13 protein-coding genes are annotated in these 13,717 nt (G+C 55.3%); 9 read left to right on the forward strand and 4 right to left on the reverse strand.

Annotated features, from left to right (window positions below):
* The first annotated feature begins 60 nt into the window (after window positions 1-60).
* Complete coding sequence (locus PPTH39_RS13045) at window positions 61-1,089, forward strand: MBL fold metallo-hydrolase (protein WP_095020863.1); 1,029 nt, start codon at window positions 61-63, stop codon at window positions 1,087-1,089.
* Between the two features lie 9 nt (window positions 1,090-1,098).
* Here the strand turns inward: PPTH39_RS13045 and PPTH39_RS13050 are convergent, their stop codons facing one another.
* Window positions 1,099-1,416: a helix-turn-helix domain-containing protein gene (locus PPTH39_RS13050; protein ID WP_095003246.1), complete on the reverse strand. Its 318-nt coding sequence runs from the start codon at window positions 1,414-1,416 to the stop codon at window positions 1,099-1,101.
* A gap of 609 nt (window positions 1,417-2,025) precedes the next feature.
* On the opposite strand from PPTH39_RS13050, the gene PPTH39_RS13055 reads away from it, so the two are divergent.
* Window positions 2,026-2,910: a hypothetical protein gene (locus tag PPTH39_RS13055; RefSeq protein ID WP_130872042.1), complete on the forward strand. Its 885-nt coding sequence runs from the start codon at window positions 2,026-2,028 to the stop codon at window positions 2,908-2,910.
* Between the two features lie 242 nt (window positions 2,911-3,152).
* Here PPTH39_RS13055 and PPTH39_RS13060 read toward each other — a convergent pair whose 3' ends face one another.
* The 3 genes from PPTH39_RS13060 to PPTH39_RS13070 all read right to left on the reverse strand — a co-directional run bounded on the left by PPTH39_RS13060 (window position 3,153) and on the right by PPTH39_RS13070 (window position 5,569).
* A complete protein-coding gene (locus PPTH39_RS13060) occupies window positions 3,153-4,403 on the reverse strand; it encodes a ribonucleotide-diphosphate reductase subunit beta (RefSeq protein WP_016782118.1) in 1,251 nt (416 codons plus the stop codon).
* Between the two features lie 503 nt (window positions 4,404-4,906).
* A complete protein-coding gene (locus PPTH39_RS13065) occupies window positions 4,907-5,164 on the reverse strand; it encodes a heme utilization protein (RefSeq protein WP_095019707.1) in 258 nt (85 codons plus the stop codon).
* A gap of 141 nt (window positions 5,165-5,305) precedes the next feature.
* Window positions 5,306-5,569: a DUF2790 domain-containing protein gene (locus tag PPTH39_RS13070; protein ID WP_095003243.1), complete on the reverse strand. Its 264-nt coding sequence runs from the start codon at window positions 5,567-5,569 to the stop codon at window positions 5,306-5,308.
* A 415-nt stretch (window positions 5,570-5,984) separates the two neighbouring features.
* On the opposite strand from PPTH39_RS13070, the gene acs reads away from it, so the two are divergent.
* The 7 genes from acs (at window position 5,985) to argR (ending at window position 13,716) form a co-directional block, all read left to right on the forward strand.
* Complete coding sequence (acs, locus tag PPTH39_RS13075) at window positions 5,985-7,940, forward strand: acetate--CoA ligase (protein WP_086798394.1); 1,956 nt, start codon at window positions 5,985-5,987, stop codon at window positions 7,938-7,940.
* A gap of 512 nt (window positions 7,941-8,452) precedes the next feature.
* Complete coding sequence (locus PPTH39_RS13080) at window positions 8,453-9,226, forward strand: ABC transporter substrate-binding protein (RefSeq protein ID WP_095003241.1); 774 nt, start codon at window positions 8,453-8,455, stop codon at window positions 9,224-9,226.
* Window positions 9,227-9,331: 105 nt separating this feature from the next.
* Window positions 9,332-10,021: an ABC transporter permease gene (locus PPTH39_RS13085; protein WP_095003240.1), complete on the forward strand. Its 690-nt coding sequence runs from the start codon at window positions 9,332-9,334 to the stop codon at window positions 10,019-10,021.
* Window positions 10,018-10,716, forward strand: coding sequence for an ABC transporter permease (locus PPTH39_RS13090; protein ID WP_095003239.1), 699 nt, complete (start codon window positions 10,018-10,020; stop codon window positions 10,714-10,716). Before PPTH39_RS13085 ends, PPTH39_RS13090 begins: the two co-directional genes overlap by 4 nt.
* A gap of 3 nt (window positions 10,717-10,719) precedes the next feature.
* Complete coding sequence (locus tag PPTH39_RS13095) at window positions 10,720-11,832, forward strand: succinylglutamate desuccinylase/aspartoacylase family protein (RefSeq protein WP_095003238.1); 1,113 nt, start codon at window positions 10,720-10,722, stop codon at window positions 11,830-11,832.
* Window positions 11,833-11,855: 23 nt separating this feature from the next.
* A complete protein-coding gene (locus PPTH39_RS13100) occupies window positions 11,856-12,620 on the forward strand; it encodes an ABC transporter ATP-binding protein (RefSeq protein WP_095003237.1) in 765 nt (254 codons plus the stop codon).
* 115 nt (window positions 12,621-12,735) lie between these two features.
* Window positions 12,736-13,716, forward strand: a complete 981-nt coding sequence (gene argR / locus PPTH39_RS13105; RefSeq protein WP_095003236.1) for a transcriptional regulator ArgR — start codon at window positions 12,736-12,738, stop codon at window positions 13,714-13,716.
* Window position 13,717: the final 1 nt, after the last annotated feature.

Raw genomic sequence — 13,717 nt, forward strand, 5'->3', positions numbered from 1 at the left:
TCATCCTCTAACAGGCCTGTAAACAGAGTATTAATCACTTTTGACTGGAGCCTTCAAGCCATGGCACTCGACTCAAGCAGTGCAGAGGGGCCTAAGCCCGCTGAGCGTCATAAAGGTGCATTTCAAAATGCTGGCGTCAGGCCGCCTTCCAGTATCGGCAAAACCTTGGGCATTTTTTGGAGAATGATATTCCAAAAGCCTGCGAGCACTCGCCCTGCAGGTGTGATCCCGGTCAAACCGCTGACCCGTGAGCAATTGGACGAGGCTGCGGATTTCAGTGTGTACCGGTTGGGTCACTCGACTCTGCTGCTCAAGCTCAAGGGAAAGTACTGGTTGACCGACCCGGTCTATGCTGAGCGTGCATCGCCGTTCCAGTGGGCTGGCCCCAAGCGCTTCCATGCGCCGCCCATCAGCCTTGATGAGCTCCCGCCACTGGAAGCAGTGATTCTTTCCCACAATCATTACGATCACCTGGACCAAAAAACCGTATTGCAACTGGCCGCCAAAACACAGCAGTTTTTGGCGCCGCTGGGTGTGGGCGACTTGCTGGTCAAATGGGGAGTACCAGCCAGCAAGGTTCAGCAACTAAATTGGTGGCAGGGCACCCAACTTGCAGGTATCCGCTTTGTCGCGACTCCTTCCCAGCACTTTTCAGGCCGCGGCCTGTTTGATCATAACCAGACGCTTTGGGCATCCTGGGTGATGATCATTGATGACGTGCGAATCTTCTTCAGTGGAGACTCAGGTTACTTCGACGGTTTCAAGCTGATCGGCGAGCAGTTTGGGCCATTTGATCTGACCCTGATGGAGACGGGTGCCTACAACACCGACTGGCCCGATGTGCATATGCAGCCCGAACACAGCCTGCAAGCGCACAACGACCTCAACGGGCGTTGGTTGTTACCTATTCACAACGGCACCTTTGATCTGGCTTTTCATGCCTGGTTCGAGCCGTTTGAGCGCATTGTGGCGTTGGCAGAGCAACGCAAAGTGCTGATTACAACGCCACAAATGGGTGAGGCTTTCAATCTGCTAACCCCTCACCGGGGCCATGCCTGGTGGCTTGAGGTAGAAACTCCAGGGCAATAGGGCCGTATTTCACTCGATCAGAGCAAAATCTTCGCGCCCCATCGGGTCTGGTGTTGTGCCGCGAACATTTCCCCCGCGACCGGGGGTAAAGCCGGGAAAGAACACCAGGCCCTGCGCCTCAAGGCTATAGGCCAGGGCCAGCCGGGTTACGTCGCGAACGGGGGCTTGTGACTCGAAGCGTTCAATGGCCGAGACTGAAACCCCGGACTGCTCACTCAGGTACTCGCGATTCCAGCCCAGCATTTCGCGGGCCTGCGAGCAGTGCAGCGGGGTAAATTGATTGATGACGATACGTTCAAACGTACTGCGCGTGGCTGAATGAGGCATGGGTTTCTCCAGGGCTGAGTCAGTGCTTGAAAATGTACTGTGTTTTTATACAGCTATCTTGGTGCCGGAACAAACTCATTTTTTGATAAGTGCCGAGGGGCGAAATCTGTTGTCTGGCTGCATTTTTATGAGCTTTTGCGCGAAGAGCATGGGTCGAAAATTTCGATAGTGGGGTGTGTGTAATCTTTTCGCGGAAAACGCCCATGTTGCTCACGTCATCGCGGGGACACGGTTAGCAGAGCTTTCTTCGTTGAAATCAGAAAAGTCCTAACTCTTTTATTTTAAATAAGCTTAAGACTGGTTCCCATATCAGGGATGTCCCAGTGCTTAGCCTGCACATTGACGCTATCAAAATATAATGCCCATAAAGTTTGCACACTTGTATCTGTTGAAGCAGCCATCACCTTCTACGAAGACACCCACGTTGTGTTCAGGGTGGGAGCCTTGCGGCGAAAATCAGCAATAAGTCAGTTGCAAAAGGTATCTGGGGTTTTCTCTGTCGCTGGGTGTGTGCGGTTAATGTAAAAGAAAACTTTTAAACAGTTTTTCAGTGGTCGGATGATGACTGTTTAAACGTTTACCCTTATCTGCAAGAACGGTATAAAAAAGATGATGGAAGCCATAGGTGAGCCCACTAACAGTATCAATCAACTCCTGTATTTGCTGTATGGCGGCAAAGAAGTTTATCGGTTTGAAGCAAAATTCAGTATTTTGTCGGCGTTGCGCTACAGAAAAGATCCGGCTGACTTTACGATCACACTGATGACTGATCAGCCTGAGGCATTTGATGGCTGGCCTGTGAGCGTGTTGCCTCTGAGCGTTGAGGTGCTGGACGCCTGGCAAGGGGCAGGCGGTTATTATCACCGGCGTAAGGCTTGCGCTATCCAGGCGGGCGTTGCGCTGTCTGGCAAAACCATTTTCGTTGATACCGATACGGTTTTTTTCAAAGATCCGGCCCAGTTGTTTAAACGGGTCTCTGACAATCATTTTTTGATGGATAAGTTTGAGTTGAGTTGGGCAGATGCTTCCCGGCGTCTGGGGTTTCGTAAACTGGTTACACAGCTCGACGCTGAAAATAAAGCCCCCGCACCGTGGTTGAAACTGTTCAATAGTGGGGTTTGCGGGATGACCAAAACCAACGGTCATATTTTTGAAGGCGTAATTAGTTTGATTGATCAATGGGCTCATCATGGAGCAACACTTCTTACGATTGAGCAAATTGCTATATCGTTTATGCTGCATGGTCGAAAAGTGATTGCGGCCAATGACTGCATTAATCATTACTTCTCGGTGAAGCACTATCACCATGCAATGTACCGGGTTTTTTTTAATAAGCAGGGTGAGGGCTATCGTGAGGGTTTACCGCAAGCATCATTTGCCGTTCCTGACCGTCTTCCCAGGGTCTCGCTGCGTCATCGTTTACAGCTGAGGTGGAAATTGAGGGGGCAATGCAGTACCTCTCGAAAAAATTGCCAAACTCTATCTGCTGGGTAAGGCGGGTAGCCAATTACCCTATCTTGAGGCGTGTAAGCCTCTTTGGTGGGCTGTAGCCGTTGAGGAGCTGAGAAATCTGGAAGCTGCTGGGAAGTCTCACACGAAACTCGCCGCACTATGGCAGGCGGATTCCGGCTTTTTGAGTTTAATAAAGGGTAATTGAAAATTTCGATGCCAATAAAAAGGGCCAACATGGTTGGCCCTTTTTATTTACCCGGTGTGGCTTTAACCAACCCGGTGTATCAATCCCAGCTCAATGCACCGCCGGTTTGGTATTCGATGACCCGTGTTTCGAAGAAGTTTTTCTCTTTCTTCAAATCCATGATTTCGCTCATCCATGGGAACGGGTTAGTCGTGCCCGGGTATTCTTCTTTCAGGCCGATTTGCGACAGGCGGCGGTTGGCGATGAACTTGAGGTAGTCTTCCATCATCGCTGCGTTCATGCCCAATACGCCGCGTGGCATGGTGTCACGTGCGTATTCGATTTCCAGCTGGGTGCCTTGCAGAATCATCTGCGAAGCTTCTTCCTTCATTTCAGCGTCCCACAAGTGCGGGTTTTCGATTTTGATCTGGTTGATCACGTCGATGCCGAAGTTCAGGTGCATGGATTCGTCGCGCAGGATGTACTGGAACTGCTCGGCAACCCCGGTCATTTTGTTGCGACGACCCATCGACAGGATCTGCGTAAAGCCGCAGTAGAAGAAGATGCCTTCCAGAACGCAGTAGTAGGCGATCAGGTTGCGCAGCAGCTCTTTGTCGGTTTCGACAGTACCGGTTTCGAACTTCGGATCAGAGATCGAACGGGTGTATTTCAGGCCCCAGGTAGCTTTTTTAGCAACCGACGGGATCTCGTGGTACATGTTGAAGATCTCGCCTTCATCCATGGCCAGCGATTCGATGCAGTACTGGTAGGCGTGGGTATGGATCGCCTCTTCGAAAGCCTGGCGCAGGATGTACTGGCGGCACTCCGGGTTGGTGATCAGGCGGTATACGGCCAGTACCAGGTTGTTGGCTACCAGGGAGTCGGCAGTCGAGAAGAAGCCCAGGTTGCGCATCACGATGCGGCGCTCGTCGTCGGTCAGGCCTTCCGGGTTTTTCCAGAGGGCGATGTCGGCGGTCATGTTGACTTCTTGCGGCATCCAGTGGTTTGCGCAACCGTCCAGGTATTTCTGCCACGCCCAGTCGTACTTGAACGGTACGAGCTGGTTCAGGTCGGCGCGGCAGTTGATCATCATTTTTTCGTCAACCGCTACACGGGCGGAAGCGCCTTCGAGTTCGGCCAGACCTTCAGCAATGTCGAGGTTGTCCAGCGCGGCTTTGGCACGAATGATCGCGGCCGAGTCGGTAGCCGTGACTGCGCGGGCTTCCTGGGCAGCTACGCCGCCAGCGGCGTCGAGGCGGTCCATGTTGGCTTCGGTTGCGTGGCCTGCGTTGGCGCCTTTAACAGCGACTTCGCCTTCGTCTTCTTTGTCGAATTCGTCCCAGCTCAGCATGACGTGTCGTCTCCTGCGTGAGGGCCTGATAGCTGCGTGAAAACACTTATGGTTTGGTTTTTACGCGGCCATAGGCCACTTGGATCTAAGAAATGTTGCTTGCAGTAGCGTTGTGCTCACGCAAAAACATGAATGTGTACGTTGGCTTGTACCGCTGTCGTTCAGGGAAGGAGGTCGTGCCTGCACTTGCCCTGGGCCTTGAGGCCGTAGCAGCGTGGTTTTTTAGCCCGCGAAGGGGAGATGCCAAGCCTTTTTGATGGCCGCAGTATAAGGCTTTTGCACAAGGTATTTCAGCCAGTTTTTTTGCTGGAGATGCGACGAAACGCCCTAAATTTGTCCAGGGCTTAAGCAAGGCTGCGGCTGGGCGAGGGTTTGCCGGGGCAGAAGTTTTTTTGTCATGGGTCTGGGCGACCAAATGACCTGTGGCATGAGCGGGAGGGAAGGGAGATTTGTTGCAAGGCAGACCACGCCCGGCAGCTACCGGGCGTCAGGTCGAAGCGGTGTTAGCTGAGACGATGGCCGTTGGTACGGTCATAGCCGTCTTCAGCAAAGCTGGCCGAGCGGGTGCTGTCATAGCCGTCTTCGGCAAAGCTGGCCGAGCGGGTGCTGTCATAGCCGTCTTCGGCAAAATTGGCCGAGCGGGTGCTGTTGTAGCCATCTTCAGTAAAAGTGGCTGCGTGGGTACGGTCATAACCGTCAGCGGCAAAAGCTGAACTGGCCAGAACAGACAAACTGAAAGCCACTATCAAAGAACGTTTCATTAGATAATTCCCGGGCGATACATGCGCGGCGGGCAACGTTTCAAAGTTATATAAGCCAGGTTGAAAGTTGCAATTAAACACCGCGTTGGTTCGCGTGAATAAGTGAGTTGATTAACGCTGGAATAAATCGCAGGTTATTAATCAGCCGTTGGAGCAGCCGTTGCCCATTACACGGTATTCAAGGGTGTGCTGCTTGCCCTGCGAGTCTTCGTAGACCATCTGGGCCGGCACAACTTCGCAAACGCTGGGGATTTCGCTCATGGAAATCACTTTGGCGATGTCCAGTTCGGATGAGTAGGAATACTGTTCGACGGCAGGTTGCGGGTGCGCAGCTTGTGTGTTCACTTCCTCAGCCATGGCGGTCAGACACACACTGCTCAGGGCCAGAACTAACAACGCTTTCATTTCAGAGTTACCTGTTTTAGGTCGAGTGGGGTCACACAGCCCTTGTGAGGCTGTGCGTGAAACTGAGTATTGAAGAGCGACTTAACTTGCCTTCGTGGGGGCTGTAACTTGGGTTAATCGCGGTGCCTTGGTTGGCGAGATGAATTTTAGGCCTGTGCCGTGCGGGCATATAGAGGGAGTTTTGATAAAGACTGTTGACAGTTTCTGCAACAATCGTCGAAAACAGCGCTCATTTCTGACGTTTACAAGGCGCGTGACGAGCAGGAAATCGCTGTAAGTACTGTGCTTGAGCCTTGCGCAGAAAAACCATGACTTTTCTGCGTGTTTCTTACTACCAACGTCGAATGGATCTCACGGCCTGGCCCGGCTAAAACAGGGTCATAAAACAACAACTACAAGCATTGAGGTATGAAACATGAGTGCCGCTTCCCTGTATCCCGTACGTCCTGAAGTCGCTGCCAATACGCTGACTGACGAGGCGACCTACAAGGCGATGTACCAGCAGTCCGTCGTCAACCCGGATGGCTTCTGGCGCGAACAAGCAAAGCGCCTCGACTGGATCAAGCCTTTTACCACCGTCAAACAGACCTCTTTCGACGATCATCATGTCGATATCAAATGGTTCGCGGACGGCACTCTCAACGTTTCCTACAACTGCCTGGACCGTCACCTTGCCGAGCGCGGCGATCAAGTGGCCATCATTTGGGAAGGGGATGATCCTTCCGAGCAGCGCAACATTACCTACCGTGAGCTGCACGAAGAGGTGTGCAAGCTGGCCAACGCCTTGCGCGGTCAGGATGTGCACCGGGGTGACGTAGTCACCATCTATATGCCGATGGTGCCTGAGGCTGTGGTCGCCATGCTGGCGTGTACCCGGATCGGTGCAATCCACTCGGTTGTATTTGGTGGGTTCTCGCCAGAGGCGCTGGCCGGCCGGATCATCGACTGCAAATCCAAGGTAGTGATCACCGCTGACGAAGGCCTGCGTGGCGGCAAGCGTACCGCGCTCAAGGCCAATGTCGATGTGGCACTGACCAACCCGGATACCTCCAGCGTTCAGAAGATCATCGTGTTCAAGCGTACCGGCGGGGACATCGCCTGGTACAAGCATCGTGATATCTGGTACCACGACCTGATGGCCGTGGCCTCGACTCACTGCGCCCCGAAAGAAATGGGCGCAGAAGAAGCCTTGTTTATCCTTTATACCTCCGGCTCCACCGGCAAGCCCAAAGGTGTGCAGCACACCACGGGTGGCTATCTGCTCTATGCGGCGTTGACCCACGAACGCGTGTTCGACTACCGCCCGGGCGAGGTGTACTGGTGCACGGCGGACGTCGGCTGGGTGACCGGTCACACTTATATCGTCTACGGGCCATTGGCCAACGGCGCAACCACCGTGCTGTTCGAAGGTGTGCCGAACTACCCGGACATTACCCGCGTTTCGAAAATTGTCGACAAGCACAAGGTCAATATTCTCTACACCGCGCCTACAGCCATTCGCGCGATGATGGCCGAAGGTCAGGCGGCGGTTAAGGATGCCGATGGCTCCAGCTTGCGCTTGCTGGGCTCGGTGGGTGAGCCGATCAACCCTGAGGCCTGGAACTGGTACTACACAACGGTCGGCAAAGAGCGTTGCCCGATTGTGGATACCTGGTGGCAGACCGAAACCGGCGCTTGCATGATGAGCCCGCTGCCTGGGGCGCATGCACTCAAGCCAGGCTCTGCAGCGCGTCCGTTCTTTGGTGTGGTGCCGGGGCTGGTGGATAACCTTGGCAACCTTATAGAAGGGGCCGCTGAAGGTAACCTGGTGATTCTGGACTCCTGGCCTGGACAGGCGCGCACCTTGTATGGCGATCACGACCGGTTCGTCGATACCTACTTCAAGACCTTCCGTGGCATGTACTTCACCGGCGACGGCGCGCGTCGTGACGAAGACGGTTACTACTGGATCACCGGTCGTGTAGATGACGTGCTCAACGTGTCCGGCCACCGGATGGGGACTGCTGAAATCGAAAGCGCAATGGTGGCCCACCCTAAAGTGGCAGAGGCTGCAGTGGTTGGCGTGCCCCATGACATCAAAGGGCAGGGGATTTATGTCTATGTCACCCTCAATGGTGGCGAAGAGCCAAGTGAGGCGTTGCGCCTTGAATTGAAAAACTGGGTGCGCAAAGAGATCGGTCCGATCGCTTCGCCGGATGTCATCCAGTGGGCGCCCGGCCTGCCGAAAACCCGTTCGGGCAAAATCATGCGTCGTATCCTTCGCAAGATAGCTACCGGCGAATACGACGGTCTGGGTGATATTTCTACTCTGGCTGACCCGGGTGTGGTGCAGCACTTGATCGATACCCATAAAGGCATGAAGGTCGCCTAACACGGCCTGAAGGTCACCAAGCCCCGTCCGGCATAACCTGGCGGGGCTTTTTATTGGGCAACTGCAGATCCTGTGGGAGCCGACTATGTGTTACCGCAGATGTAACCGGTTGCCCGTTAGCGGGGCCTTCTGATACTCAAAGCACCGTTTTAGAGCCCTTTTCGGCTCCTGAATAAATAAGATGAAACGCTGCACTTGCCGGAATAGAAGGCTTTGCGAATAATAGGCCCGCTATTTGCAACTCACATAGGTTCTATGTCTTTTGCTCTTGCATAAACATGAAGAGCTGTCAATGCCTGGAGTCGCTTTTTTCGGTGCATCTGTAACTAGTTGTCGCATTGAAGAAATAACGGCTTGAAGCCTGTCGTTAGAATGCCGATCACCCGCTCGTCGTTGTTGTGCTGGTCACAGTGCAACGCCAGTAGGACGTGGCGCCGCATTCCCGGTTTAACCTCCGCATATTGGGCTCAGGCTCACTCTGCTTTTATTGCCTTTACCGATGGAGTCCTAAGATGAAGAAACTCGTGCTTCTTGGCGCCCTGGCACTGTCCGTGCTGTCCCTGCAGGCTTTTGCTGCTGACAAACCTCTGAAAATTGGTATTGAAGCGGCTTACCCTCCGTTCGCTTCCAAAGCCCCGGATGGCAGTATCGTGGGTTTTGACTACGACATCGGTAATGCACTGTGCGAGCAGATGCAGGTCAAGTGCGTGTGGGTCGAGCAAGAATTCGATGGCCTGATCCCGGCACTTAAAGTGCGCAAAATCGACGCAATCCTGTCCTCGATGTCCATCACCGAAGACCGCAAGAAGTCCGTTGATTTCACCAACAAGTACTACCTGACGCCAGCGCGCCTGGTGATGAAGGAAGGTACTGTGGTCAGCGACAGCCTTGATGAACTCAAAGGCAAGAAAATCGGCGTACAGCGCGGCTCGATTCACGACCGTTTCGCCAAGGAAGTTCTGGCGCCTAAAGGTGCCGTTGTCGTTCCTTACGGCTCGCAGAACGAAATCTACCTGGACGTGGAAGCGGGTCGTCTCGACGGCACCGTTGCAGACGCCACCCTGCTGGAAGACGGTTTCCTGAAGACCCCGGCTGGCAAAGGCTACGCATTCGCAGGCCCGGCATTCACCGACGTCAAGTACTTTGGTGATGGCGTGGGTATCGCCGTACGCAAGGGCGACGCCCTGAAAGACAAGATCAACGCTGCTATCACGGCTCTGCGTGAAAACGGCAAGTACAAGCAAATCCAGGACAAGTACTTCAACTTCGATATTTACGGTCAGTAATACATCGCAGCAGTACGTCCGAAATGGCGCAAGCGACAGAATCTCTGAAGTTTGCGCCATTTTTTATTCCCCCATTTTCGAGCTATTTTTTAGAGGGCCGGAATCATGTTGAAAGGCTACGGGGCTGTCATCCTCGATGGCGCTTGGCTGACGCTTCAGCTCGCCTTGTCGTCCATGGCCCTGGCCATTGTTCTAGGTCTGATCGGTGTTTCGTTGCGCTTGTCGCCGGTACGTTGGCTGGCTTGGATGGGCGATCTGTATTCAACGGTAATCCGCGGGATTCCCGACCTTGTGCTGATTTTGCTGATTTTCTACGGCGGTCAGGACCTGCTCAATCGCGTTGCGCCGATGCTGGGCTACGACGATTACATTGACTTGAATCCGTTGGCGGCCGGTATCGGCACCCTGGGCTTCATTTTTGGTGCCTACCTGTCCGAGACCTTTCGTGGGGCCTTCATGGCCATTCCCAAGGGGCAGGCTGAAGCCGGCATGGCTTATGGCATGAGCCCGTTTCAGGTGTTTTTCCGGGTATTGGTGCCACAGATGATTCGCCTGGCGATTCCTGGCTTTACCAATAACTGGCTGGTGTTGACCAAGGCGACTGCACTGATTTCGGTGGTGGGCCTGCAAGACATGATGTTCAAGGCCAAGCAGGCGGCTGATGCCACCCGCGAGCCGTTCACCTTCTTCCTGGCCGTTGCGGCGATGTACCTAGTACTGACCAGTGTTTCGCTGCTGGCATTGCGACAACTTGAGAAGCGCTACTCGGTAGGCGTAAGGGCGGCTGATCTATGATCTTTGACTACAACGTCATCTGGGCCAGCATGCCGCTGTACTTGAGCGGCATGCTGGAAACCGTGAAACTGCTGGGTATTTCGCTGTTTTTCGGCCTGCTGGCAGCCGTGCCGCTGGGGTTGATGCGGGTCTCCAAGCAGGCCTGGGTCAACTTTCCGGCCTGGCTGTTCACCTACGTGATTCGCGGCACGCCGATGCTGGTGCAGCTGTTCTTGATCTACTACGGTTTGGCCCAGTTCGAAGTGATTCGTGACAGCTTTATGTGGCCGCTGTTGTCCAGTGCCACCTTCTGTGCCTGCCTGGCGTTTGCCATCAATACCAGCGCCTATACCGCCGAAATCATAGCCGGCAGCCTGCGGGCCACGCCCAATGGTGAGATTGAAGCGGCCAAGGCAATGGGCATGTCCCGTTCCAAGATGTATCGCCGCATTTTGCTGCCGTCGGCCATGCGCCGGGCTCTGCCGCAATACAGCAATGAAGTGATCATGATGTTGCAGACCACCAGTCTGGCCTCCATCGTGACCCTGATCGACATTACGGGCGCTGCGCGTACCGTCAATGCCCAGTACTACCTGCCGTTTGAGGCCTACATCACGGCCGGTGCTTTCTACCTGTGCCTGACCTTCATTCTGGTGCGCCTGTTCAAACTGGCCGAGCGCCGCTGGCTGGGCTATATGGCCCCGCGCAAGGCCTGAGTCATGGAGCGTATCGATCACCTGCTGCCCTGGAGCAGCCTGGGTTCCGAGCGTCACTTGACGGTGTTCCGTTTCGGTGAAGGTGAGCGCAAAGCCTATATCCAGGCCAGCCTGCATGCAGACGAACTGCCGGGCATGCGTTGTGCCTGGGAACTGAAAAAGCGCCTGAGCGAACTTGAAGCCCGGGGTGCTTTGAATGGCGTGATCGAACTGGTGCCCGTGGCCAACCCCCTGGGGCTCGGCCAGTTGCTGCAAGGCAGTCATCAGGGACGTTTCGAGTTTGGCAGCGGCAAAAACTTCAACCGCGATTTCGTCGAGTTGAGTGAGCCGGTAGCGCAGAGGCTGGCAGGTCGCCTGGGGGATGATCCTCACGCCAACACCCGACTGATCCGTCAGACAATGCTTGATATATTGTCCGAGTTGCCAGATCCGGTCAGTCAGTTGCAAGGTATGCAGCGTGTTTTGTTGAGTCATGCCTGTGATGCAGACATTGTCCTGGATCTGCACTGCGAGACCGATGCCGCACTGCATCTGTACGCCTTGCCCCAGCATTGGCCGCAGTGGCGTTCGCTGGCTGCGCATCTGGGTGTGCGGGTTGGGCTGTTGGCTGAAGACTCGGGTGGCAGCTCCTTCGATGAAGCCTGCTCAGTGCCCTGGCTGCGTTTGCAGCGCCAGTTTGCCGATGCGCAGATCCCTTTGGCCTGCATGTCGACCACCCTGGAGCTGGGCGGGCAGGCGGACACCGGCCGCCCGCAGGCCGAGGCTTATGCCGAGGGCATTCTGGCGTTTCTGGCCGAACAGGGCCTGATCACAGGTGACTGGCCTGCAGCGCAGCATGAGGCATGTGAAGGCATGCCATTTGAAGGCACTGAGTTGTTGTTTGCACCGCACCCCGGTGTGGTGAGTTTTTTACGTCCGGTGGGCGCTTGGGTTGAGCCCGGCGAGCCGCTGTTTGAAGTGATTGATCCTTTATCTGACCGGGTCAGTACGGTATGCGCGGGCACCGCCGGTGTGTTATTTGCCGTTGAGCGACTGCGCTATGCCCAACCCGGTTTCTGGCTGGCTAAAGTGGCGGGGCGCAAGCCTTTGCGTCACGGGCGCTTGCTCAACGACTGACTGTTTTTGTGAGAACCGACAGCATGTACAAACTTGAAGTCCAAGACCTGCATAAACGCTATGGCAGTCATGAAGTGCTCAAAGGCGTTTCGCTGGCCGCCAAGGCAGGTGATGTGATCAGCATCATCGGTTCCAGTGGCTCCGGCAAAAGTACCTTTTTGCGTTGCATCAACCTGCTCGAGCAACCCCATGCAGGCAAGATCCTGCTCAATGGTGAAGAGCTCAAGCTGATTGCCAACAAGGACGGCGCGCTCAAGGCCGCCGATCCCAAGCAGTTGCAGCGCATGCGCTCGCGCCTGTCGATGGTGTTCCAGCATTTCAACCTGTGGTCGCACATGACCGCGCTGGAAAACATCATGGAAGCGCCGGTGCATGTACTGGGCATGTCCAAGGCCGAAGCCCGTGACAAGGCTGAGCATTACCTGCAGAAAGTAGGCGTGTCGCACCGCAAGGATGCTTACCCGGGGCATATGTCCGGTGGCGAGCAGCAGCGTGTGGCAATTGCCCGTGCGCTGGCGATGGAGCCTGAGGTCATGCTGTTTGACGAGCCGACCTCGGCCCTTGACCCTGAGCTGGTGGGTGATGTGCTCAAGGTGATGCAGGATCTGGCCCAGGAAGGCCGCACCATGGTGGTGGTGACCCACGAAATGGGTTTTGCCCGTGAAGTGTCGAACCAGTTGGTGTTTCTGCATAAAGGTATTGTCGAAGAAAGCGGTGACCCGCGTGAAGTGCTGGTTAACCCGCAGTGCGAGCGGTTGCAGCAGTTTCTGTCGGGCAGCTTGAAATAACTGCAATTTTAAGACTGCCGCTGTGCACCAAAATAGGTCATGCTCCGCATCCTGCGTAGCTGGCCCAGGCTGGGTGCACAGGTTTTATTCCCGTTTTCGTTCCGGATAGCACGCCATGACCGCCCATCGAATTGGTTTCCTCATTTGGCCCAGCACCAAAGCCTTGACTCTGGCGCTGGCCGAGGAAGCGTTGCGTGTTGCCCAGCGCGTGCATCCTGAAGTCGTCTACGAGTTGTTGTTCTTGCAGGCCGAGGCACCGCTTGAAGGAGCCTGGCAATTGCCGGGTGAGCCCTGGAACGGCAAGCTTGAAGGTTGCCAAAAGCTGTTTTTGCTGGCGGATGAGCCGCCTGCCGCCCTGACCTCGGCCCTGAGCAGTGCGCTCAAGCAACTGGTGCGGGCAGGGTGCGTGATTGGCGGGCTGTCGGCGGGTGTCTACCCGCTGGCGCAATTGGGTTTGCTGGATGGCTACCGTGCGGCCGTGCACTGGCGCTGGCAGGACGATTTCGCCGAGCGCTTCCCCAAAGTAATCGCCACCAGTCATTTGTTCGACTGGGATCGTGATCGCCTGAGCGCTTGCGGCGGGCTGTCGGTACTCGATTTGTTGCTGGCGGTGCTGGCTCGCGATCATGGTGCCGAACTGGCCGGTGCGGTGTCCGAGGAGCTGGTGGTCGAGCGCATCCGTGAAGGCGGTGAGCGTCAGCGTATCCCGCTGCAGAACCGTCTTGGCTCCAGCCATCCCAAGCTGACCCAGGCTGTGTTGCTGATGGAGGCCAATATTGAAGAGCCCCTGACCACCGACGAAATCGCCCAGCATGTGTGCGTTTCCCGTCGTCAGTTGGAGCGTATCTTCAAGCAGTACCTCAATCGCGTGCCGAGTCAGTACTACCTCGAACTGCGCCTGAATAAAGCCCGGCAGATGTTGATGCAAACCAGCAAGTCGATCATCCAGATCGGCTTGTCCTGCGGTTTCTCGTCGGGGCCGCATTTCTCCAGCGCCTATCGCAACTTCTTTGGTGCGACTCCCCGTGAAGATCGCAATCAGCGCCGTAGCAGCAGCCCTTTCGAGTTGTCTTCGGCCCCGGCCGAGCGCGGCTGAG

The organism is Pseudomonas bubulae (assembly GCF_900618535.1).
GTDB classification, from domain to species: domain Bacteria; phylum Pseudomonadota; class Gammaproteobacteria; order Pseudomonadales; family Pseudomonadaceae; genus Aquipseudomonas; species Aquipseudomonas bubulae.